At 71.4% G+C, this 21,154-nt stretch carries 21 protein-coding genes; 9 read left to right on the plus strand and 12 right to left on the minus strand.

All coding sequences use genetic code 11. From position 1 onward, the window contains the following. Nucleotides 1–13 precede the first annotated feature (13 nt). From rocD to ABZ808_RS18400, 4 genes are all read right to left on the minus strand, one after another. Nucleotides 14–1,228, minus strand: coding sequence for an ornithine--oxo-acid transaminase (rocD, locus tag ABZ808_RS18385; protein ID WP_357008210.1), 1,215 nt, complete (start codon nt 1,226–1,228; stop codon nt 14–16). Next, complete coding sequence (ddaH, locus tag ABZ808_RS18390; RefSeq protein WP_357008213.1) at nt 1,228–2,043, minus strand: dimethylargininase; 816 nt, start codon at nt 2,041–2,043, stop codon at nt 1,228–1,230. The genes rocD and ddaH overlap by 1 nt, the downstream gene beginning before the upstream one ends. Nucleotides 2,044–2,569: 526 nt before the next feature. Next, nucleotides 2,570–3,370 (minus strand): DMT family transporter, encoded by an 801-nt coding sequence (locus tag ABZ808_RS18395; protein ID WP_357007596.1) that lies wholly within the window; start codon nt 3,368–3,370, stop codon nt 2,570–2,572. A gap of 250 nt (nt 3,371–3,620) precedes the next feature. Beyond that, entirely contained in the window at nt 3,621–3,851 is a 231-nt protein-coding gene (locus ABZ808_RS18400; RefSeq protein WP_357007598.1) for a hypothetical protein, read from the minus strand. A 425-nt stretch (nt 3,852–4,276) separates the two neighbouring features. Between ABZ808_RS18400 and ABZ808_RS18405 the strand changes: the two genes are divergently transcribed. The 3 genes from ABZ808_RS18405 to ABZ808_RS18415 all read left to right on the plus strand — a co-directional run bounded on the left by ABZ808_RS18405 (nt 4,277) and on the right by ABZ808_RS18415 (nt 6,347). Next, on the plus strand, nt 4,277–5,164 hold the full coding sequence (locus tag ABZ808_RS18405; protein WP_357007601.1) for a helix-turn-helix transcriptional regulator: 888 nt from the start codon (nt 4,277–4,279) through the stop codon (nt 5,162–5,164). Then, nucleotides 5,157–5,375, plus strand: coding sequence for a DUF397 domain-containing protein (locus ABZ808_RS18410; protein WP_357007603.1), 219 nt, complete (start codon nt 5,157–5,159; stop codon nt 5,373–5,375). Before ABZ808_RS18405 ends, ABZ808_RS18410 begins: the two co-directional genes overlap by 8 nt. 162 nt (nt 5,376–5,537) lie before the next feature. Continuing rightward, nucleotides 5,538–6,347 (plus strand): DNA-formamidopyrimidine glycosylase family protein, encoded by an 810-nt coding sequence (locus ABZ808_RS18415; protein ID WP_357007605.1) that lies wholly within the window; start codon nt 5,538–5,540, stop codon nt 6,345–6,347. 115 nt (nt 6,348–6,462) lie between these two features. On the opposite strand, the gene ABZ808_RS18420 is transcribed toward ABZ808_RS18415, so the two are convergent. The 3 genes from ABZ808_RS18420 to ABZ808_RS18430 all read right to left on the minus strand — a co-directional run bounded on the left by ABZ808_RS18420 (nt 6,463) and on the right by ABZ808_RS18430 (nt 8,410). Continuing rightward, on the minus strand, nt 6,463–7,368 hold the full coding sequence (locus ABZ808_RS18420) for an aminoglycoside phosphotransferase family protein (protein ID WP_357007607.1): 906 nt from the start codon (nt 7,366–7,368) through the stop codon (nt 6,463–6,465). A 29-nt stretch (nt 7,369–7,397) separates the two neighbouring features. Further along, the gene (locus ABZ808_RS18425) at nt 7,398–8,000 is read right to left on the minus strand and encodes a YdeI/OmpD-associated family protein (protein WP_357007609.1); all 603 of its coding nucleotides are present in this window, start codon (nt 7,998–8,000) and stop codon (nt 7,398–7,400) included. A 62-nt stretch (nt 8,001–8,062) separates the two neighbouring features. Beyond that, nucleotides 8,063–8,410, minus strand: a complete 348-nt coding sequence (locus tag ABZ808_RS18430) for a hypothetical protein (RefSeq protein ID WP_357007611.1) — start codon at nt 8,408–8,410, stop codon at nt 8,063–8,065. 352 nt (nt 8,411–8,762) lie between these two features. On the opposite strand from ABZ808_RS18430, the gene ABZ808_RS18435 reads away from it, so the two are divergent. Together ABZ808_RS18435 and ABZ808_RS18440 are read left to right on the plus strand one after the other, a co-directional pair. After that, on the plus strand, nt 8,763–10,028 hold the full coding sequence (locus tag ABZ808_RS18435; RefSeq protein ID WP_357007613.1) for an AGE family epimerase/isomerase: 1,266 nt from the start codon (nt 8,763–8,765) through the stop codon (nt 10,026–10,028). Next, nucleotides 10,025–10,978: a carbohydrate kinase gene (locus ABZ808_RS18440; RefSeq protein WP_357007616.1), complete on the plus strand. Its 954-nt coding sequence runs from the start codon at nt 10,025–10,027 to the stop codon at nt 10,976–10,978. The genes ABZ808_RS18435 and ABZ808_RS18440 overlap by 4 nt, the downstream gene beginning before the upstream one ends. A 614-nt stretch (nt 10,979–11,592) precedes the next feature. Here ABZ808_RS18440 and ABZ808_RS18445 read toward each other — a convergent pair. From ABZ808_RS18445 to ABZ808_RS18455, 3 genes are all read right to left on the minus strand, one after another. After that, nucleotides 11,593–12,576, minus strand: coding sequence for a LacI family DNA-binding transcriptional regulator (locus tag ABZ808_RS18445; RefSeq protein WP_357008215.1), 984 nt, complete (start codon nt 12,574–12,576; stop codon nt 11,593–11,595). Nucleotides 12,577–12,648: 72 nt separating this feature from the next. Then, nucleotides 12,649–14,028, minus strand: a complete 1,380-nt coding sequence (locus tag ABZ808_RS18450; protein WP_357007618.1) for an FAD-dependent oxidoreductase — start codon at nt 14,026–14,028, stop codon at nt 12,649–12,651. Between the two features lie 21 nt (nt 14,029–14,049). After that, nucleotides 14,050–15,186 (minus strand): glutamate--cysteine ligase, encoded by a 1,137-nt coding sequence (locus ABZ808_RS18455; protein WP_357007621.1) that lies wholly within the window; start codon nt 15,184–15,186, stop codon nt 14,050–14,052. Nucleotides 15,187–15,347: 161 nt separating this feature from the next. Here ABZ808_RS18455 and ABZ808_RS18460 point away from each other — a divergent pair, with 161 nt between their 5' ends. The 3 genes from ABZ808_RS18460 (at nt 15,348) to ABZ808_RS18470 (ending at nt 18,002) form a co-directional block, all read left to right on the plus strand. Continuing rightward, nucleotides 15,348–15,641, plus strand: a complete 294-nt coding sequence (locus ABZ808_RS18460) for a DUF6412 domain-containing protein (RefSeq protein ID WP_357007623.1) — start codon at nt 15,348–15,350, stop codon at nt 15,639–15,641. Between the two features lie 100 nt (nt 15,642–15,741). Then, nucleotides 15,742–16,485, plus strand: a complete 744-nt coding sequence (locus tag ABZ808_RS18465) for a membrane protein insertase YidC (RefSeq protein WP_357007625.1) — start codon at nt 15,742–15,744, stop codon at nt 16,483–16,485. Nucleotides 16,486–16,613: 128 nt separating this feature from the next. Beyond that, nucleotides 16,614–18,002: a cellulose binding domain-containing protein gene (locus ABZ808_RS18470; protein ID WP_357007628.1), complete on the plus strand. Its 1,389-nt coding sequence runs from the start codon at nt 16,614–16,616 to the stop codon at nt 18,000–18,002. Between the two features lie 47 nt (nt 18,003–18,049). On the opposite strand, the gene ABZ808_RS18475 is transcribed toward ABZ808_RS18470, so the two are convergent. Further along, nucleotides 18,050–18,721, minus strand: coding sequence for a DedA family protein (locus tag ABZ808_RS18475; protein ID WP_357007630.1), 672 nt, complete (start codon nt 18,719–18,721; stop codon nt 18,050–18,052). Nucleotides 18,722–18,805: 84 nt separating this feature from the next. After that, a complete protein-coding gene (locus tag ABZ808_RS18480; protein WP_357007632.1) occupies nt 18,806–19,420 on the minus strand; it encodes a DUF1349 domain-containing protein in 615 nt (204 codons plus the stop codon). Between the two features lie 58 nt (nt 19,421–19,478). Here ABZ808_RS18480 and ABZ808_RS18485 point away from each other — a divergent pair, with 58 nt between their 5' ends. Further along, a complete protein-coding gene (locus tag ABZ808_RS18485) occupies nt 19,479–21,131 on the plus strand; it encodes an alpha-amylase family protein (RefSeq protein WP_357007634.1) in 1,653 nt (550 codons plus the stop codon). Nucleotides 21,132–21,154 lie beyond the last annotated feature (23 nt).

A 21,154-nucleotide genomic window follows, 5' to 3' on the forward strand; every position in this document is an offset into this window, starting at 1 on the left:
GTCGCGTTCCGACTCAGCCGGCCAGCACGGCGGCGAGCTGTGCCACCGCGAGGTCGATCTCCTCCTCGGTGATCACCAGCGGCGGGGCGAGCCGGATGGTGGAGCCGTGGGTGTCCTTGGCGAGCACACCGCGCACGGCGAGCCGCTCGCACGCCTCCCGGCCGCTCATCAGCGCCGGGTCGATGTCCAGACCGGCCCACAGGCCGCGCACGCGGACCGCGACCAGGCCCTTGCCGACCAGCCCTTTCAGGCCGGCGCGCAGGCGCTCGCCCAGCTCGGCCGAGCGGCGCTGGAACTCGCCGGTGGCGAGCAGCCGGACGACCTCGATCGCCACCGCGCAGGCGAGGGGGTTGCCGCCGAAGGTGGAGCCGTGCTGGCCGGGCTTGAGGACGCCGAGCACGTCGGCGTTCGCGGCCACGGCGGAGACCGGCACGATGCCGCCGCCGAGCGCCTTGCCCAGCAGGTACATGTCGGGCACGACGCCCTCGTGGTCGCAGGCGAAGGTCGCGCCGGTACGCCCCAGGCCCGACTGGATCTCGTCGGCGATGAAGAGCACGTTGCGCTCGGTGCAGACCTGGCGTACGCCCGGCAGGTAGCCCTCGGGCGGCACCACCACGCCCTGCTCGCCCTGGATCGGCTCCAGCAGCACCGCCACGGTGTTCTCGTCGATCGCGGCGGTCAGCGCGGCCAGGTCGCCGTAGGGCACGACGGTGAAGCCCGGGGTGTACGGCCCGAAGTCGGCGCGGGCGTCCTCGTCGGTGGAGAAGCTCACGATGGTGGTGGTCCGGCCGTGGAAGTTGCCCTCGGCGACCACGATGTTGGCCTGCCCGGCGGGCACGCCCTTGACCTGGTAGCCCCACTTGCGAGCGACCTTGATCCCGGTCTCCACCGCCTCGGCGCCGGTGTTCATTGGCAGCACGAGGTCCTTTCCGCACAGCTCGGCCAGCTCGCGGCAGAAGTCGGCGAACTGGTCGTGGATGAACGCGCGGCTGGTCAGCGTCAGCCGGTCCAGCTGCTCGTGCGCGGCGGCGATCAGCCGAGGGTGACGGTGGCCGAAGTTGAGCGCCGAGTAGCCGGCCAGGCAGTCCAGGTAGCGGCGGCCGTCCACATCGGTGAGCCAGGCACCCTCCGCTGAGGAGATCACCACCGGCAGCGGGTGGTAGTTGTGCGCTGTCCAGCGCTCGGCGTCCCGGACCGCCCCGGGCGTCCGCAGGATGTCATCCACGATCACTTGCTTGCCTTTCCCTGACGGAGTCGCAGCGTGCAGCACTTCGGTCCGCCGCCGGCCTTACGCAGCTCGGACAGGTCGACACCGATGGTTTCGTAGCCCCGGTCGCGCAGCTTGGCGGCCAGGTCGGTGGCCTGCGCGGGCAGCACCACGTGCCGCCCGTCGCTGACCGCGTTGAGCCCCAGCACCTCGGCGTCCGCCATGGCGGCGTGCACCGCGTCGGGGAAGAGCCGGCGCAGCACGGCCTGGCTGCCGGGGGAGAACGCCTCGGGCAGGTACGCCACGGTCCGCTCGTCGAGCACGGTCAGCGCGGTGTCCAGGTGGTAGAAGCGCGGGTCGACCAGCTGCATGGTGACGACCGGGTAGCCGAAGACCTCCTGCAACTGGGCGTGCGCGGCGTGGGCGGTGCGGAAGCCGGTGCCGGCCAGCAGGTGCTCGCCGGCCAGCAGGACGTCACCCTCGCCCTCGTTGACGTGCTTCGGGTCGTGCATCTCGAAGCCGGCGGCCTCGAACCAGGCCCGGTAGGCGGGCGCCTCGTCGGCGCGCTGCGGGTCGCGGAACTGCACGGCCATCGCCTTGCCGTCGATCACGATGCCACCGTTGGCGGCGAAGACCATGTCGGGCAGCCCGGGCACCGGAGTGATCTCCTCGACGGTGTGGCCCAGGTCGCGGTAAATCTGGCGCAGCTGCTCCCACTGCCGGACGGCCAGCGCGGCGTCGACCGGAGCGCTCGGGTCCATCCAGGGGTTGATCGCGTAGTCGACGGCGAAGTACGTCGGCCGGCACATCAACAGGTGCTGGCTGGTGGCGTCCATCGTCATTGTCCTGCTCCCAGGGGTCGGGCGCGCCCGGCCACCGTGGCCCACGGGCTGGCGCCGTTGCTCAACGTTATGCGGCGTCAGCGGCAGGATCCACCACTGAGAGTTGCGCAGACCGAACATTCGTTGCGTTTGAGCGGTCTGCGGCTGCGATTCGTTGCGTCACGGGGGTTGGTGAGCCCGGTTTGTGTTTCGGGCCACCTGATTGGCGTGTCGGGCGCTGGTCGCGGGGGGCTTTGCGCGGCCTTTGCTCTGCTTCAACTGACGCACCACCCGCCGTCCGCTATCCGGACGCGCGGTGTTGCGTGGGGTGAAGCAGAGCAAAGGGGAGTTGGTGGGGGCCGTCCTGCCCCAAAGGCGTGCGCCCGGCCCGAACCCTGCCGGACCCCGGACACACTTCAGGGGCGGCGAACCGCCGCCCCTGAAAGAGTGTCGCCCGGCCGGTGAACCACCGGATGTTCGGGCTGCCGGCGAACCGCCGGGTCTTTCACCGGCGCACCGCCGGCGAGCCGAACAGTGCCCGCTAGAAACGGTCGACAAACTGTGAGTCAAGCCACTCGCGGAAGCGCTGCACCCAGTCGCCGTCGGTGGTCGGCCAGACGAACTGACCGGTCATCGCCAGCACGCCGATCACCACGGCGGAGAGCCCGATCAGCACGCCGAAGAGCGCGTCGGTCTTGCCGGCGACGTGCCGGCGGCGGGTGGCCATCAGGCCGAGCACCGAGAGCACCGCGCCGAACGCGCCGAGCCCGATGCCGTACCCGGCCAGGGTGCCGGTCAGCACGAACAGCGCACCGGCGACGGCGACGATCAGACCGAGGGTGGCGAGCAGGCTGGCCCGAGGCTTGGGGCCGCGCGTCACCGCCGGCTCGGCCTCGGTGCGGTCGGGGGTCGAGTCGACGGGACGCTCCGTCACGCTCCGGTCCGTCACGGCCCGGTCCGTCGTGTCGGGTCGCCGGGTCGTGCTGGTGAGGTCGGTGTCCCCGTCGGTGGTGCGCGCCGTGGTCGGATCGGTGCCCGGCCGCGGCTCGGTCTCTGCCGGGCGGGCGGTGGCGGCTCGGGCCACCGCGGCCCGCTTGGCGGCCCGCCGCTCGGCCTCGCCCTCCTGCTCGGTGGGCGCTGCGGCGCTGCGGTACGTCGACTGGTCGGCGTCCCGGTCCGCGACCACCGGGCGGTCGGCGCCGCCGTCATTCGACCGGCCTCCGGTCATCACCGTGTTCCCCCGGTCGTTGACCGCCGGGGTGTCGCGGCCGTCAACGCGGCCGTCGAGGTTCTCGTCCTGCGCCGGCTCGGACCGGCGGGACAGCGAAGGAATCCTGACCACTACACACCTCCTGGTTAATGCGTGGTGGCCGACGGAACGGGTGGCACCCACGCGGTACCGCCGTGAAATACCCCGCTGGGCGTTTCCTGACACCAATACCGGGTACGTCCGGCTCTTCCCCGGCCTGTGCTGGCCTTCCTCGGCCCAGGCCAGCTCCTGCTCGGCCTGGCTGGCCTTGATCGACTCGGTTTCCTGGAAGTCGGCGTTTCCCGGTCGCAGGGACAGCCCGGGTTCTGTGAAACCGTGTCGATCACGGCCCGGCGGGGACCACCCGCACTCCGGCCCGCCGCACGTACACCTCTCGGCGGTCGACGGCCAGGCCCTTGCCGTCGAGCACGTAGCCGGTCAACCAGACCCAGCCCGGGTACGTCGGGCGAGAGTCCACGCTCACCAACCGCAGGCGTAGCGCCCGGTCGCCGGCGAACTGGACTGAGCACCCCTCGCCGATCAGCAGCAGGTCGCCGGGCTTCAGCTCGGTCACGTCGGCCAGTGCCCACGGCTGATCGGGATGCGGTGGCGGGCTCGGCAGGGCAACTCCGCGCCGCAGCGGCACACCCTGCGCCAGCGCGCCCAACTCCAGACGGGTCGATGCCGACGCGCGAGGGTCAGCGCGGTGACCAAGAGATATTCGTTGTACGACACCCGCAACGCGTCGTCCTTCCGGAGAATGGCGTCGCCCGGCCAACCGCGCTAACGCGGACAGCTGCGACAGTGGACTATTGCCGACGCTATTTCCGGTGCCACTGCCCGGGAGGCTCCGACGCGTGACAGCGTGTTCCACGCTGGCCACCTTGTGCAACGCGCCAAGCCGTTCTAATCTCAGCCCGTATTGACGCACGATGAATGGAAGACAAATGGTTGCGGGGCGAAACATGCGGTGTTGCAGGAAGGGCACGGCGATGTTGCATGACGGATGAAACAAGCGGGTCAACGGTCCCTCGGCGGCAGCTCGGGCGGCTGCTCACGCAGCTTCGCGAGGATGCCTCGGTGACACTGGAAGCCGCCGCCGAAGCGCTGGACTGCTCGCGGCAGAAGGTGTGGCGCATCGAGAAGGGGTTGGTCCCGGTGCGCGTGGTGGACGCCCGTGCCATGTGCTCTCTCTATCGCGTACCGGAAGATATGAAGGAAATCGTCGCCGGGCTCGCGAAGGAAACTCGCGCCACAGGATGGTGGCATTCGTACGGCGATGTCGTCCCGTCGTGGTTCTCGCTGTACGTCGGCCTGGAATCGTCCGCCACCACGCTGCGTCAATACGACGCGGAGCTAATTCCTGGACTTCTGCAAACCCGTGAGTACGCCACCGAACTGTTCCGCCGGAAGAATCCGACGATGAGCGGTGAGGCCCGGGAGAAGTTGGTGGAGGTCCGGCTGCAACGGCAGGGCATCCTCGTTCGTCGGCTGCCCCCCGCACCCGCCCTGCGGGTCGTCCTGAGCGAAGCCGTGCTCCGGCGCACGATCCCCGACCGCCGGGCGATGGCGGGGCAGTTGCGGCACCTGCTCGACGTGGCAGCCCTGCCGAACGTGTGCCTGCGGGTGCTCCCGCTCGCCGCCGGTCCACCACTGGCCAGCGAGACGGGCACCTTCGTCCTGCTGGGCTTCCCTCAGGCGTTCGGGAGGGCGTCGTGCGAGCCGACCACCGTCTACGTCGAGAACATCACCGGGGCGCTCTACCTGGACAAGCCCGCGGAGGTGGCCGCCTACGAACATGTCTGGTCTGATCTGGAAGCGCTCGCGTCGAGTGAGGCAGAATCAGAGAAAATGATCACTTCGATCATCGAGGAGCATCATGACTGACCTTGCCGGTGCCGTCTGGCGCAAGAGCACCCGCAGCGGCGGGAGCGGTGGCAACTGCGTCGAGGTGGCCGACAACCTTTCCGGCGTCGTCGGCGTACGGGACAGCAAGGCCCCGACCGGTCCGGCGCTGGCCTTCGCCCCGGCCGCCTGGGCCGCGTTCGTGACCGGCGTGCGTGGCCGGCGTCCGGGGGTGACGACGCCGCGTCCGTGACCGGCGTGCGGGCCAGCGCCTGGGGGTGATGGCACGGCGTCTGTGACCGGCGTGCGGGCCAGCGCCTGGGGCTGACAGCGCCGCGTTCGTGACCGGCGTGCAGCGCCGGGGCTGACGCGGCTCGGGCGTCCGCTCCGAGCGGGCTGGCTATCCTTGGCCCTCGTGCCAGAGGGACACACGATTCATCGCCTGGCGGCCCGGCACGCCGAGCTGTTCGCCGGGGACAAGCTGCACGCTTCCAGCCCGCAGGGCCGCTTCGCTGAGGGCGCCGCCCGGCTCTCCGGCAGCGTGCTGGAGGGCACCGAGGCGTACGGCAAGCACCTGCTGCACCACTACGCCGGCGAGTTGATCCTGCACGTGCACCTCGGGCTGTACGGGAAGTTCACCGACGGGTCGGGGAAGCCACCCGAGCCCGTCGGCCAGCTGCGGCTGCGACTGGCCAGCGACCGGCGCTGGCTGGATCTGCGCGGGCCCACCGCCTGCGAACTGTTCACCCCGCCCGAGGTCGCCGCGCTGCGAGGCCGTCTCGGGCCAGATCCGCTGCGGGCCGATGCCGACCCCGAGCGGGCGTACGCCCGGATCTCCCGCAGCCCGACGCCGCTGGCCGCGTTGCTGCTGGACCAGTCGGTGGTGGCCGGCACTGGGTTGATCTTCGTGACCGAGGCGCTGTTCCGGGCCGGGTTGCCGCCGACGATGCCGGGCCGGCAACTGACCCGCGCCGGCTGGAACGCGCTCTGGGGCGACCTGGTCGCGCTGATGCGGCTCGCGGTCGAGCACGGCCGGATCGACACCGTGCGCGACGCGCACCTGCCGGAGGCGATGGGCCGGCCGGCCCGGGTGGACCGGCACGGTGGCGAGGTGTACGTCTACCGCCGCCCCGGCGCGCCCTGCCACATCTGCGGCACCGAGGTCAGCCGCGGTGAGCTGGCCGGTCGCAACCTCTACTGGTGCCGTACCTGCCAGCCCGGCTGAACCCCGGCGTGCCGCGCGCTTGATCGTGCTTGAACAAGGATGTAGTGGCCTCCCAGAGCGCGGCAGACCACTAAATCCTGGATCGAGCACGATCATGCCCGGGGTCGCGCGGCGATCATGCCCGGGGTCCGTCCGGCGAGCGGTGCTGCGGGCGCCCGGTGCCGTCGAGCAGCCAGTGGACCACCTCGATCTGGTGTGGAAAGACGGCGTCGTCGGCGATGCTCCACGCCAGCGTGTGGCCGATCGTCCAGGCCCGGACCCGCTCCCGGTCCAGCCCCAGCTCGCCGCTGAGCCGGTCGAGCCGGTGCTGGACGGCCGTCGGTGAGTGACCCAACTCCCGGCCACGCACCATCGGCACCACCGAGAACTCCCGCTCGCCGGTGAGCGGCTTCGGGTCGATCACCAGCCAGGGTTCGCGGTCGGCGGCGAGTACGTTGCCGGCGTGCAGGTCCTGGTTGACCAGCACCTGCTCGCCCTGGCTCGACACCAGCCCGCCGAGCAGGTCGAGGGCGGCGTCGAGCAGCCGTCGCTGGTACGGCCGGCCGGTCCGTTCCCAGTTGCCCGGCATCCGGTCGATCCAGCCGGCGGCCTCCTCGGCCAGCGTGGTGAACGGCTCCCCGGCCGGTCGCCACAATCGAGGCAGGAGGTCGACTGTCACGTCCAACGCCCGATCCATGGGCAGCTCGTGCAGGGCGGTGCCGGGTCGGCAGCGCTCCACCAGCAGGGCGCGACGTTCCGGGTCGTGGGCGAGCAGCCGGATCGCGCCGTCGCCGTCCCAGTGACCCAGTGCGTCGGCCTCGTGGCGGCTCTCCTCGTCCGGGTACTGGAGCTTCAGCACGGCCGCCGTGCCGTCCGGCAGGTCGGCGGGGACCGCGAGGGAGGCGTACGCGTACTCGAAGGGTTGTCCGAGCCGTAGTGACCACCGCTCGGCGCACTCCGCCAGCCAGGTCGGGAGTGTGGCCAGCCAGACGCGGCCGGCTGATGATCCGCGTACCCAGTCAAGCCCCTCGGGCAGATCCATCCGGCCATCCTCGGGCTTCACCGCACCCGTCACGGCGTGCTCGGAGGCTTGGCCTTCTGCGGGTAGATCGTCTCGTGACGGGCCAGCATGGCGACGAACTCGCCGATCTTCCGCTCGCGGGTCTCTGCCCGTTTGACGGCATTGAGTCGGTGGATGAGGGCGAACCGGTTGGTTTTGGTGAGGACGTCGAGCATGGCCTGAGCGGCGGGGTTGGCGGCGATGGCGGCGAGAAGGTCGGGCGGCACCTCGGCTTCCGACGGCGGGGCGTAGGCGGCCGCCCATCGGCCATCCGCCTTCGCGGCCTCGACCGCAGCGCGGCCCGGGGGCAGCATTCGCCCCTGCTCCTCCAGCCGGGCCACGTGGGCGACGTTGCGTTGTGACCAGGAACTGCGGCGCGTGCGCGGGGTCAACCGGATCCAGGAGGTTTCCTGATCCCGCTTACGGGCCTGCCCGTCGATCCAGCCGAAACAGAGGGCCTCGTCGACCGCGTGCTGCCAGGTCAGCGTCGTGACCGTGCCGCCCTTTTTGGTCAGGGCGAGCCAGACACCGGGCGACGTGTCGTGGTTGACCGACAACCACGCGCGCAGCGCGTCGCCGTCGACGACGATCAACTCATCCAGTTCGCTCGCCATGACGGAAGGCTATCGCTCCGGCCCGTCGGTGGTCGTCCCCGAACGACCACCGAGAACCCTGGTCAGCTGGCCCTGTAGGTGAGGTAGCGGCCCTTCGGCCAGCTGTGGAAGTTGTTGAGCTCGGATGCCTGGCCGCTGCAGTCGGGGGTCCGGTAGCCGGGGACGCTGCGGAAGCCGCCGCTCCAGGCGAGCAGCCAGGTCGCGTCGGCCGGGATCTGACGGCAGACGCCGTCGGGTGCGGCCTGCCTACCGGCCACTTCGGTCGGGTAGCTCGAGTAGAAGACCAGGCCCTTGTCGGGGCTCTGGAAGGGCTCGCCAGCGGCTGCGGGCGCTGCCGGTAGCGTCGCGGTCAACGTGGTGATCAGGGCGACGGCGAGACCTGCGGCGATTCGGTGGGTGAATGTTCGCATGCGTGTCCTTCCGGGACGGCGTTCGAGGAAGGGACCGACGCCCGGTTCGGCGCTGGACCGGAGCGATGCGTATCGATGCAACGATCCATCAAGATAGTTTCCGTGTCAATCAAATGTGCGATCGGACGTCGCTGACGTCGCTCGCGGTTCGGTGTGACGTAACCGGAATTGACAGTCGCCGGCTGCCGGAGCAGGGTTGAGCGGTGACAACGATGTCAACGGACAAAAGGGGGAAATGATGCATGTTCTCCCCTCGCGTACCCGATGTCGTGGGTCGTTTTCCGGCGCGAACCCGGTTCGTCCGCCGATCCTGGCCGTATGCCCCTTCCCTACCCGGCGGTGAGCAGCTGAGATGACCGACGTGCCCCGATCCGAAGCCGAATCGGCCCCTGCCCCGCCAGGGTCACCAGACCTGCCCGACCTCGACGTGTTCCTCGCCGACCAGACCCGCACGCTGCTCGACACGGCCCGCCGAGCCCTCCGCCCCGAGGGCGGTTTCTGGTGGCTGACCGACGAGCGCACCCCCGACCGCGACGAACCGTTGTTCACGTGGATCACCTGCCGGATGACCCACGTCGCCGCGCTCGCCCACCGCAACGGTGACCCGGACGCCGCCGCCCTGGTCGACCACGGCGTGGCGGCGCTGCGCACGCTTCTGCGCGACGAGGAGTACGGCGGCTGGTTCGCTGCCGTGGACCAGCAGGGCGAGCCGACCAACGAGCGCAAGGCCGGGTACGACCACGCCTTCGTGCTGCTCGCCGCGTCCGGCGCGGCCCGAGCCGGACGGCCCGGCGCGGACGAGCTGCTCAACGACGCGCTCGCCGTGGTGCGGGACCGGTTCTGGGACGACGACGCCGGCGCGGTCCGCGAATCGTGGAACCGGGACTGGACCGTCACCGAGGACTACCGGGGCGCGAACAGCAGCATGCACATGGTCGAGGCGTTCCTCGCCGCGAACGCCGCCACCGGCGACGCGAGCTGGGCCGATCGCGCCCTGCGGATCGCCACCCACCTGGTGCACGGCGAGGCCGCCCGACACGACTGGCGGCTGCCCGAACACTTCACCGCCGACTGGACGCCGCTACCCGACTACAACCGGGACCAGCCCGCCGACCAGTTCCGGCCGTACGGCTCGACGATCGGGCACTGGCTGGAGTGGGCCCGGCTGCTGCTGGAGCTGGAGGCCGTCCTGCCGCAGCCGCCCCGCTGGCTGCTCGCCGACGCCCGTGCCCTGTTCGCCGCCTCCGTGCGACGCGGCTGGGCGGTCGACGGTGCCGACGGCTTCGTCTACACGATCGACTGGGACGACCGGCCGGTGGTCCGCTCCCGGATGCACTGGGTGCTGGCCGAGGCCATCGGCGCGGCGGTCACCCTGCACCGGCGCACCGGGGACGCCGTCTACGCCGACTGGTACCAGGTCTTCTGGGCGTACGCCCGCCGCAACCTGATCGACGGCACCGGGTGGCGTCACGAGCTGGACACGCAGAACCTGCCCTCGGACACGGTGTGGCACGGCCGGCCGGACGTCTACCACGCGTACCAGGCAGTGCTGTTGTCCCGTTCCGCCGACGGGCTCGGCGGCCCCGGCCCGCTCACCCCGGGCGGGGTGACCGCATGATCGTGGTGGCGGGCGAAGCCCTCATCGACCTGGTGGTCACCGCCGACGGGCAGCGGGCGGTGCCGGGTGGCTCGCCGGCGAACGTCGCGGTCACCCTGGCCCGGCTCGACCAGCCGGCACGACTGCTGGCCAGGATCGGCACCGACGAGTACGGCCGGCAGCTCACCGAGCACCTGAGCGCCAACCGGGTAGATCTGGGCTGGGCGGTCCGCGCCGAGCAGCCCACCTCCGTCGCGGTCGCCACCCTGAACGCCACCGGCCAGGCCAGCTACGAGTTCCGGCTGGCCGGAGCGGCCGACTGGCAGTGGACCCCGCAGGAACTGCCCGACCTGACCGGGTCGTCGGCGACCGCCCTGCACACCGGGTCGCTCGCGCTCGCCCTGGCACCCGGCGCGCAGGTCCTGGAGGATCTGCTTGCCCGCGAACGCCAGCGGGACGCGCTCACCATCTCGATCGACCTCAACCTCCGCCCGAGCATCGTCACGGACCGGGCGGCGGAGCAGGCGAGAGTACGCCGGCAGGTGAGCCTCGCCCACGTCGTCAAGGCCAGCGACGAGGACCTGGCCTGGCTCCACCCGGACCGGTCGGTGGCCGACGTCATGGCCGAATGGCGCGAGGCCGGGGTGTCCTGCGCGGTGGTGACCCGAGGAGGGGACGGCGCCTGGCTGCTCGCCCCGGACGGATCACTGCACGAGGAACCAGCGGTACGCACCGTCGTGGTCGACACCGTCGGTGCCGGCGACTCGTTCACCGGCGGCCTGCTGGCCGCGCTGGCCGACCTCGACGCGCTCGGTGACCGGCCGGCCGACCGGCTCGCCGCAGTGACCGAGCCGCAATGGAACGCCGTACTCCGGCAGGCGGCGACGGTGGCCGCGCTGACCTGCGCCCGCCGTGGCGCCGACCCGCCCCGCCGTGCCGAGGTCGAGGCACTGCTCCACCCCGCGACCTGAGCCCACCCGCGCCGGCCCGCCCCGGCCTTCGGGGCGGCCCGGTCTTCGGCGGGCCTGGTGTTCGGGTGGCCTGGTCTTCGGGTCGGCCTGGTCTTCGGGTCGGCCTGGTCTTCGGGTCGGCCTGGTCTTCGGGTCGGCCTGGTCTTCGGGTCGGCCTGGTCTTCGCGTCGGCCTGATCCTCGCGTCGGCCTGGCCCTCGGCTGGTCCTCGGTCGGCCTGGCCGTCGGCGGTCCGGCCTTCGGGCGGCCCGGTCTTCGGTTGGCCTGGCCCTCGGGTGGCCCGGTCTTGTGGCTGGCCCGGTCCTCGGGCGCGGTCGGCGCGGTCGGGTTGGCGGTCGCGGTGGCCTGAGGCGCGGTGCTCCCGCCTGATCAACACAAGGTCGCCGATATCGCGGTATCGCCGTGATGGGAGACCGCAACATCGGCGATCTGGAGTCGATCAACGCCCGTGCGGCCCGTGCGGCGGCACGTCGTGGTGGCGTGAGGCGCGGTGCTCCCGATTGATCAACACGAGGTCGGTGATGTTGCGGTGTCTCCTTTGGGGGATACCGCAACATCGGCGATCTGGAGTCGATCAACGCCCGTGCGGCCCGTGCGGCGGCCCGTGCGGGACGGTCAGGCGGCGGTCGGCGGGGTCAGGCCGCGGCGCAGTAGGCGGGTGGGGAGCACGGTCGTCGACGGCGGGGAGTCGTCGCCGGCGATCCGTTGGAACAGCCGCTCGGTGGCGACCCGGGCCAACTCGCGGGTGTCGTAGGCGACGACGGTCAGCGGCCGGGGCATCAGGTGGGCCAACTCGAAGTCGTCGAAGCCGACCAGCGCCGCGTCGTTACCCCGCCGGTGCAGTTCCTGAAGCGCGCCGACGGTGAGCCGGTTGTTGCCGCAGAAGAACGCGGTGGGCGGGTCCGGAAGGTCGAGCAGCGTGGCGACCGCGCGGGCGGCGTCCTCCGGCGCGATCAGCCGGTCGCGGATCAGCGACTCGTCCGGTTCGACGCCGGCGTCGGCCAGCGCCGCCCGTGCGCCGGTCAGCCGCTCACGCATGGTGGACACGCTGGGCGCGCCGAGCAGGAGAGCCACCCGCCGGTGCCCCTCGTCGAGCAGCGCGCCGACCCCGGCCCGGCCGCCACCACGGTTGTCCAACAGAACGGCGTCGGCGAGCAGCCCCTGCGGAGGGCGGTCCAGGAAGACCACCGGCATGCCCAACTCGACCTCGCGGCGCAGGAACGAATGGTCGGGGCCGGCGGGCACCACCAGCAGCCCGTCGACCCGGCGCTGGGTGAAATCCTGGAGTACGGCGCGTTCCCGCTCCGGATCCTCCTCGGACGAGGCGGTGATCAACATGGTGCCGTGCGCGGCGGCGATCTCGGCGGCGACGCTGGCGATGGTGGCGTAGAACGGGTTGGCGATCTCCTCGATGAGCAGCCCGACGGTGGCGTTGAGCTGCCGGGAGCGCAGGTTGCGGGCGATGTCGTTGCGTCGGAAACCCAGCTCGGTGATGGCGGCCAGCACCCGCCCGAGCAGCTCCTGACCCACCGGCTCGTCGTTGACGACCCGGGAGACCGTCTTCAGGCTGACCCCGGCGTGCCGGGCGACGTCGACCATCGTCGGGCGGCGGCGCGCGGTCGGCCGGGTCGGGGTCTGGGTCACGGGGTGGTCCTCCACGGCGGGCGCGGGTCAGCGGTCGACGGCGGCGAGCGCGTCGACCGCCTTTCGGGCGGCGATCAACACCGGATCCCAGACCGGCGCGTACGGCGGAGCGTAGCCCAGGTCCAGTGCCGTCATGTCATCCACCGTCATGCCGTTCCACAGCGCCACGGCCAGCGTGTCGATCCGTTTGGCCGCCTCGGACCAGCCGACGATCTGCGCACCGAGCAGTCGGCCGCTGGGCCGCTCGGCGATCAGCTTGACGGTCATCGGTCGGGCGCCGGGATAGTAGCCCGCGCGGCTGGTCGACTCGGCGATCACCGAGATGAAGTCGAAGCCGGCCTCGGTCGCGTCCCGTTCACGCAGGCCGGTCCGGCCCACCTCCAGGTCGCAGACCTTCGTCACCGCCGTGCCGATCACGCCGGTGAAGGTGGCGTACCCGCCGCCGATGTTGATTCCGGCCACCCGGCCCTGCTTGTTGGCGTGCGTGCCCAGCGGCACGTGCACGGGCATTCCGCTGACCCGGTGCAGTGTCTCCACGCAGTCGCCGGCCGCCCAGATTCCGGGCAGCCCCGGCACCCGCATCCGGCGGTCCACCCGGATCCCGCCGGTCGGGCCGATCGGCAGCCCGGCAGCCTCGGCGAGCGCGGCGTTCGGGCGTACACCAAGGCCCAGGACCACGACGTCGGTCGGAATCGGCCCTTCGGCGGTGACCACCGCGGACACCCGGCCGTCCTGCTGCTCCAGGCCGGTGACCTTCAGGCCGGTGCGGATCGTGACGCCCAGGCCGCGCATCGCCTCGACGACCAGCTCGGCCATGTCGCCGTCCACGGTCGACATGGCCTGGTCGGACGCCTCGACCAGGGTGACGGAGAGGCCGCGCTGGATGAGCGCCTCGGCCATCTCGACGCCGATGTATCCGCCGCCGACCACCACGGCCCGGCGCGGCTGCGGCGTACCGTCCAGCCAGTCGCGCAGCGCAGCACCGTCGTCGAGGGTCTGCATGCCGAACACGCCACCCGCGTCGGTCTGCGCCCACGGCGGCTTCACCGGCACGGCGCCGGCGGCGTACATCAGCTCGTCGAAGTGTTCGCGGACCTCGCCGCCGCCCTCCAGGTCCCGTGCGACCACCTCGCGGCGTTCCAGGTCGATGGCGGTCACCTCGTGGCGCATCCGCACGTCCATGGCGAACTTCGAGCGGAACGTCTCCGGGGTCCGGGCGATGAGCTGCTCCGGGCCGGGCACCTGACCGCTGATCCAGTACGGGATGCCGCACGCCGAGTAGGACGTGAAGTGCCCCCGCTCGAAGACCACGATCTCCAGGTCGGTGTGGTCCCGGCGGCGTCGGGCCTGGGACGCCGCCGACATGCCGGCGGCGTCCCCGCCAATGACGATCAAACGTTGCGCCACGGGTTCATCCTGTCACGCTGATCAGCCGCGGGTCTGCCGTGCGACGTCCTGCACCACGTCGACGAGCCGTCCGGTGCGGGCGAACACGGCGCGCTGCCGGGCCGCGCCGGTGCCGTGCCGGCGCAGCCCGCCCAGCAGGTCGGTCACCTCGTCCCAGTCGCCGTGCTGCTCCAGCGCCGGCCGCATGCGCTCCACGAACCGGTCCAGCAGCTCCCAGGCCGGGCGCGGCTCCCCGGTGGTCACGTCGACGCCCTGGCCCTCCAGGCCATCGTGGGCGGCCCGCCAGTGCGCGCCGACGAGCAGGTGATGATCGGTCTGTAGGGCCGGGCGGCCGGCGTCGACGTCGGCCATGGCGGTCGCCACCAGGGCGCGGACCAGCGCGGCGACCAGCACCGCGTCGTCCACCGACGGGCAGACGTCGCCGATCCGCAGCTCCACGGTGGGGTACTTCGCCGACAGCCGGGCGTACCAGTAGAGCATCCCCTCGTCGAGCATCACCCCGCTGGAGATCAACTGGCGGATCAGCCGCTGGTAGTGCTCGTGCGACTCCAGCCAGGGCGTCGGCGCCACCGACGGCCAGCGCTCCCACTCCACCGAACGCCAACTGGCGTAACCGGTGTCCTCGCCCCGGGCGAACGGGGAGTTGGTGGTGATCGCGTGCAGCATCGGCAGCCACGGCCGGACGTGGTTGAGCACCTGCACACCGGTCTCCGGGTCGGGGATGCCCACGTGCACGTGCATGCCGTTGTTGCCCGGGCCGGGAACGAGCAGCCGGAACCGTTCGATCATCCGGTCGAAGCGCGGCTTGTCCACCACCGGCGGCACCGGCCCGTCCACCGGCCCGGTGCCGATGGCCAACAGCCGTACGCCTGCCCGCTCGGCGGCGTCGGCGAGCGCGTTGCGCAGCACGCCGAGGGAGTGCCGGATCGAGGACAGCTCCAGGCCGGGTGGGCTGCCGATCTCGATCTGGCTGGTCTGGAACTCCCGCTCCACCTGCCCGCGCAACTCCGCCGGCACCTGCTCCAGCACCAGGTCGACGGCGGGTACCGCGGCCCCGGTGTGCGGGTCGACGAGCAGGAACTCCTCCTCGACACCCACGGTGAGCAACTCGGTCCCCGCGGTCGTCCCGCTGGGCGCCTCCGTCACCTGGCCCGTCATCGCGACACCACCGTCCGTTCCAGCCGTTCGCGGTCGGTCCGCGTCGGTCAGTCAGTTGGTTACCCGCAGTGGCGACGCCGGGAAACGTGGCAAACGGCGTGCCTGCGAGCGCTCGTCGCGGTTTGGCCGGCTGGTGTGACACCGGGTCCTATGCTGAGCCCGTGCCGGTACCGCTGGGGTTCCTCTGGGTGGCGTGGATGTCCGCGTTCACCCAGCTCACCCTGCTCGCGGAACGCCCGACCGACCTGCTGGCGGGCGCCGCGCTGACCGCACTGGTGCTGCTCACCGCGCTGCTCGCGGCGCGGGTGCCCGGCGCCTCCGGTGGGCCGGGCTTCGCACGCCGTTGGGCCGGGCTGCGAGCCCGATCCCGTGGCCGCCGGATGCCCCGTCAGATCGACCCGGACGCCGCCGGGCGACCCCGCCCTCGCGCACCCGGGCACCCCTCGGCCGCGTAGCGCCACACCGCCACGCGGCCGATCCCGCCGTCACCGGTCCTCTCGCCCGGCGGACGCCGCCGGGGGAGGACCCCACCGGAATCGGACCGAGGGGTTTCCCATGCTCGCCTTCGCACCACTGCACAACGTCGTCGGCGCGGCCGGCGCCGCGCTGTCCTGGCTAACCGATCTGCTCGAACCGCTGGCCGGCGGCATGGCGACCGCCGCCGCCATCGTCCTGTTCACCATCGCCGTGCGGTTACTGATCTCACCGCTGACCGTGGCGCAGGTCCGCGGGGAGCGGCGCCGCGCGGCGCTCGCCCCGCAGGTCCGCGACCTTCAGCGGCGGTACGCGAACGACCCGGCGAAGCTTCAGGGTGAGGTGTTCGCGCTGTACCGGTCGGCCGGCGCCAACCCGGTCGCGGGCTGCCTGCCGCTGCTGCTCCAGGCGCCGTTCCTGCTGGTCCTGTACCGGCTCTTCAGCACCAGCGAGGGCGGCACCGGCCTGCTGGACGAGCGGCTGGCCGGGGTGCCGCTGGGCCACCACATCAGCGACGGGTTGACCGGGGCGGCCGGCCCGCTCTTCGCCGTCCTGCTGGTCCTGCTGCTGATGCTGGCCTGGTGGTCGTCGCGGCGTGCGCGCCGGGCGTCGGCGGCGGTCGGGACGGTGGCCGGTACGCCCACCGAGGGGCCGGGCGCCGCCACGCTCGGCCGGCTGCTGCCCCTGCTGCCGTTCGCGACGGTGCTGGTGGCGCTGGTGCTGCCGCTCGCCGCGGTGATCTACCTGTTGACCACGACCGCCTGGTCGGCGCTGGAGCAGGTGGTGCTCCGGCGCCCGCAGGCAACGGCACCGCAGGCCGCGTAGGAGCGTGAGGGCCCCTGCTTCGGGCGGGGGCCCTCACACCGTGCCCTCTGGACAGGAACAGTTAACTGTCTTAATAATTAGCGCCTACGTTGACATCCATGGATGCCCAATCGGGCGTGGAGGGCCGCATGAAGCCTGCCAGATCCCTTGTTCTGTCCCTGGTCACCGCACTCGCCGCGACGCTCGGGGCGGCCTGGGTCGCGCTGCCCGCGTTCGCCGCCGGAGCCACCGCCAGCTTCGTCAAGACCGCCGAGTGGGGTGCCGGCTGGGAGGGGAAGTACACCATCACCAACGGCGGCGGCTCGACCATCAACGGTTGGAGCCTCGTCTTCGACCTGCCGTCCGGCACCACCCTGGGCAGCTACTGGGACGCGTTGCTCACCTCCGCCGGCCAGCGGCACACCTTCACCAACCGTTCCTGGAACGGCAGTATCGCTCCGGGCGCGTCGGTCTCCTTCGGCTTCCTGGCCAGCGGCTCCGGCTCGCCGACCGGCTGCCAGCTCAACGGCGCACCGTGCGGCGGCGGCACCCCACCGACCACCCCGCCCCCGACCACGGCACCGCCGACCACGCCGCCCCCCACCACGGCACCGCCGACCACGCCGCCGCCCACCGGAGGGTTGCCGAAGCACCTGCTCACCGGCTACTGGCACAACTTCGACAATCCCGCCGTCGAGCTGCGACTGCGCGACGTCCCGATTCAGTACGACCTGGTCGCGGTCGCCTTCGCCGAGGCCACCGCCACACCGGGCGCGCTCACCTTCGGCGTCGACCCCGGGCTCTCCGCGGCGCTGGGCGGCTACACCGATGCGGACTTCACCGCCGACGTGCGTACGCTGCGCAGCCGCGGTCAGCACGTGATTCTCTCCGTCGGTGGCGAGGCCGGCCGGGTCACGGTCAACGACGCGGCGTCGGCCACCGTGTTCGCTGACACCGCCGCCGCGCTGATCGCCCGCTACGGCTTCGACGGCATCGACATCGACCTGGAGAACGGGCTCAACCCGACGTACATGGCGCAGGCGCTGCGAGCGCTCCGGGCCAAAGTCGGTGCCAGCCTGATCATCGCGATGGCCCCACAGACCATCGACATGCAGTCCCCGGCCGGCGGCTACTTCAAGCTGGCCCTGGACATCAAGGACATCCTCACCGTGGTCAACACCCAGTTCTACAACTCTGGGGCGATGCTCGGCTGCGACCAGAACGCCGCGTACTCCCAGGGCACGGTGAACTTCATCGTCGCGCTGGCCTGCATCCAACTGGAGGCCGGGCTGCGCCCCGACCAGGTCGGTCTCGGCCTGCCCGCCGGCCCGGGTGCGGCCGGTGGCGGCATCGTCGCGCCCAGCGTGGTCAACGCCGCGTTGGACTGCCTGGCCCGGGGCACCAACTGCGGCAGCTTCCGGCCGCCGCGCACCTATCCCGGCATCCGGGGCGCGATGACCTGGTCGGTGAACTGGGACGTCAGCAACGGCAACGGCTTCGCCCGCACGGTGGCCCCGCACCTGGACACCCTGCCCTGAGTCGTCGCAACCCGCCCGGCGCTCCGCCGGGCTGAACGGGACGCGGATCAGCGACCGGCGGTCACCGACCGCCGGTCGTCGCGCTCCCGGCGGCGGCGGAGCTTACGGACCACCCAACTCGCCAGCATGACGACGAAGACCGCGACGATGGCGTAGTTGAACCAGTCGCTGTACCGCTCGACGTCCTGCCAGCGGCTGCCCAGCAGGTAGCCGGCGCCGACGATGAGGCCGTTCCACACGCCGCTGCCGATCGTGGTGAGCAGGATGAACTCGCCCAGCGGCATCCGGTTGGCCCCGGCCGGAACGGAGACCAGGCTGCGGACCACCGGCACCACCCGGCCGATCAGCACCGCCCACCGGCCGTGCCGCTCGAACCAGCGGTCGGCCTTCTCCAGGTCGTCGCGGTCCACCAGCGGGATGTGATCCAGCCACCGCTTGAGCCGCTCCTCGCCCAGTGCCGCGCCCAACCAGTAGAGCACCAGCGCGCCCACCAGCGAACCGACCGTCGCGGCCAGCACCACGAGGAAGACATTGAACTGGCCCTCGTGGGCCAGGAAGCCGGCCATCGCCAGCACGATCTCGCTGGGGATGGGCGGAATGATGCTCTCCAGGGCCACCAGCAGGGCCACGCCGAGCGGACCCGTCCCCTCGATCACCGTGGCCACCCAGCCGGTCAGCCCGGTGAACTGGGACGGGTCGCCAGCCTGGGCGTACGCCATTGGTCGTCCTTCCGTGGCGGCAACGGGGATCAGATCCTCATACCCACCGGCGCGCGACGCACACCACCCGGCCGCGTCCGGCCGTTAGTCCTCCGGGTGCAGCGTCGTGTCGGCCGGCCCCTGCCGCCAGCCGCTGAACCGCACGGTGAGCCCGGCCCGCGACGGCGCGCAGCAGAATGGACCGGCCGTGACCTGCGCCGCCGGGTCCAGCGGCGTCAGCCGAACCAGCCGCCACGGCTCGTCGTCCACCCGGGCGCGGACGGTCAGCGCGTCGCCGGCCCGACTGACCCGGATCGTGACCTCCCGGCCCGCCCACTGCGGCACCGGTGCCACCGACCAGTCGGAGAACTCCCGCGTCACCACCGCGCCGAGTTGCAGGTCGCCGTCGCTCATCTCGACGCCGGCCTTGGTCCAGGTCCGCTCGTCCACCCACACCAGCGCGCCGGCCTGGTCGAACTGCTCGTGCAGGTCGAGGGCGAAGCTCACCTCCATGGCGCTGCCGACCGGCAGCGGCGCGAGCAGGGCCGGGGCGTCGTCGTGTACGAAGCCGTAGCTGGTCCGCCGCCAGAGGTCACTCTCCGCCGCCGGCTCGACCACCAGTTCCCCGGCCGGGCCGTGCTCGACGCGCACGGGCGGGTGCAGCCAGGCGCCCCGGGCCCAGTCCAGCGGTTCACTCGGCGGTACGAGGTCGAACTCCATGACGGGAACGATACCGGTCGGGTTTGCGGCGATGATCAACCGGAGATGTTTGGACGGCATGGGTGACCGTTGGTATTCCGAAGCCGTCGTTTACTGCCTCGACATCGACACGTACGCCGACTCCGACGGGGACGGGGTCGGAGACATCCGTGGCCTGATCGGCCGGCTGGACTACCTGGCCCGGCTGGGCGTGACCTGCCTGTGGCTGCACCCGATCCACCCGTCACCCAACCGCGACGACGGGTACGACGTCACCGACTTCTACAACGTGGACCCGCGCTTCGGGACCCTCGGCGACTTCGCCGAGCTGCTGCACCAGGCGCAGAACCGTGGCATCCGCGTGATCATCGACCTGGTGGTCAACCACACCTCCGACGAGCACCCGTGGTTCCAGTCCGCCCGCTCCTCGCCGGACTCGCCGTACCGCGACTGGTTCGTCTGGTCCGACACCGAGCCGGACGACCGGCACCAGGGCATGGTCTTCCCCGGCGAGCAGAAGGAGACCTGGAGTTACGACCGGACCGCAAAGGCGTGGTTCTACCACCGGTTCTACAAGTTCCAGCCGGACCTCAACCTCGCCAATCCGCAGGTCCGCGCGGAAATTAAAAAGATCATGTCGTTCTGGCTCCAGCTCGGTGTCGCCGGCTTCCGGATGGACGCGGTGCCGTTCATCATCGAGCTGACCGAGCCGGGCAACCCGAACTCGCCAAAGGACTTCGAGTTCCTCAGCGAGCTGCGCCAGCACGTGCAGTGGCGACGCGGCGACGCCGTCCTGCTGGCCGAGGCGAACGTCGAACCCGACGAACTGGCGACGTTCTTCGGCGACGGCGGCGGCTCCGGCAACCGGATCCACATGCTCTTCGACTTCATGCTGAACGGTCGACTCGTGCTCGCCCTGGCCCGGCAGGACCCGGAGCCGCTGATCGACGCGTTGCACGACACGCCGAAGCTGCCGGTCGGCGGGCAGTGGGCCACCTTCCTGCGCAACCACGACGAGATCGACCTGTCCCGGCTGACGACCGAACAGCGCAACGAGGTGTACGCGCAGTTCGGCCCGGACGAGAACATGCGTATCTACGACCGGGGGATCCGTCGCCGGCTCGCCCCGATGCTGAACAACGATCGGCGGCACATCGAGCTGGCGTACGCCCTGCAGTTCTCGATGCGCGGCACGCCGGTGCTGCGCTACGGCGAGGAGATCGGGATGGGCGAGGACCTGTCGTTGCCCGGCCGGGAGGCGATCCGTACGCCGATGCAGTGGTCTTACGCGGCGAACGCCGGCTTCTCCACGGCGGACCCGGAGAAGCTGGTCCGCCCGGTCATCGACAAGGGTGAGTTCGGCTATCAGAAGGTCAATGTCACGGCCCAGTGCAGCGACTCGAAGTCGTTGTTCGCCTGGTTCGAACGCATGATCCGGACGCTGCGCGAGGCGCCGGAGATCGGCTCCGGCTCGACCACCCACATCGACGTCGCGATGCCGGCCGGAGTGCTGGCCCACCGGGCGGACGGGCCGACCGGGACCATGGTGTTCGTCCACAACCTCGGTACGGATGACGTCGAGGTGGACCTGAGCAGCCTCGAACCGGAGGCCGACATGCCGATCGACGTGCTCTCCGACCGTGGCTACGGCGAGTTGGGCAAGCTCGGCGCGGTGAAGGTCTCCGGCCACGGATACCGGTGGATCCGGCTCTGCCGGGACCGGGGCTTCTGAGGCGCTGCGGTTTCCCGATCACG

The sequence above is a fragment of the Micromonospora sp. NPDC047527 genome (genome assembly GCF_040643015.1).
Lineage (GTDB): Bacteria > Actinomycetota > Actinomycetes > Mycobacteriales > Micromonosporaceae > Micromonospora.

Excerpts from the sequence above, each read along its gene's own strand:
- ddaH (WP_357008213.1), bottom strand. The coding sequence starts at position 2,043 with ATGGACGCCACCAGCCAGCACCTGTTGATGTGCCGGCCGACGTACTTC.
- ABZ808_RS18405 (WP_357007601.1), top strand. The coding sequence starts at position 4,277 with ATGACGGATGAAACAAGCGGGTCAACGGTCCCTCGGCGGCAGCTCGGG.
- ABZ808_RS18410 (WP_357007603.1), top strand. The coding sequence starts at position 5,157 with ATGACTGACCTTGCCGGTGCCGTCTGGCGCAAGAGCACCCGCAGCGGC.
- ABZ808_RS18420 (WP_357007607.1), bottom strand. The coding sequence starts at position 7,368 with ATGGATCTGCCCGAGGGGCTTGACTGGGTACGCGGATCATCAGCCGGC.
- ABZ808_RS18425 (WP_357007609.1), bottom strand. The coding sequence starts at position 8,000 with ATGGCGAGCGAACTGGATGAGTTGATCGTCGTCGACGGCGACGCGCTG.
- ABZ808_RS18430 (WP_357007611.1), bottom strand. The coding sequence starts at position 8,410 with ATGCGAACATTCACCCACCGAATCGCCGCAGGTCTCGCCGTCGCCCTG.
- ABZ808_RS18435 (WP_357007613.1), top strand. The coding sequence starts at position 8,763 with ATGACCGACGTGCCCCGATCCGAAGCCGAATCGGCCCCTGCCCCGCCA.
- ABZ808_RS18440 (WP_357007616.1), top strand. The coding sequence starts at position 10,025 with ATGATCGTGGTGGCGGGCGAAGCCCTCATCGACCTGGTGGTCACCGCC.
- ABZ808_RS18445 (WP_357008215.1), bottom strand. The coding sequence starts at position 12,576 with ATGGTCGACGTCGCCCGGCACGCCGGGGTCAGCCTGAAGACGGTCTCC.
- ABZ808_RS18455 (WP_357007621.1), bottom strand. The coding sequence starts at position 15,186 with ATGACGGGCCAGGTGACGGAGGCGCCCAGCGGGACGACCGCGGGGACC.
- ABZ808_RS18465 (WP_357007625.1), top strand. The coding sequence starts at position 15,742 with ATGCTCGCCTTCGCACCACTGCACAACGTCGTCGGCGCGGCCGGCGCC.
- ABZ808_RS18470 (WP_357007628.1), top strand. The coding sequence starts at position 16,614 with ATGAAGCCTGCCAGATCCCTTGTTCTGTCCCTGGTCACCGCACTCGCC.
- ABZ808_RS18475 (WP_357007630.1), bottom strand. The coding sequence starts at position 18,721 with ATGGCGTACGCCCAGGCTGGCGACCCGTCCCAGTTCACCGGGCTGACC.
- ABZ808_RS18480 (WP_357007632.1), bottom strand. The coding sequence starts at position 19,420 with ATGGAGTTCGACCTCGTACCGCCGAGTGAACCGCTGGACTGGGCCCGG.
- ABZ808_RS18485 (WP_357007634.1), top strand. The coding sequence starts at position 19,479 with ATGGGTGACCGTTGGTATTCCGAAGCCGTCGTTTACTGCCTCGACATC.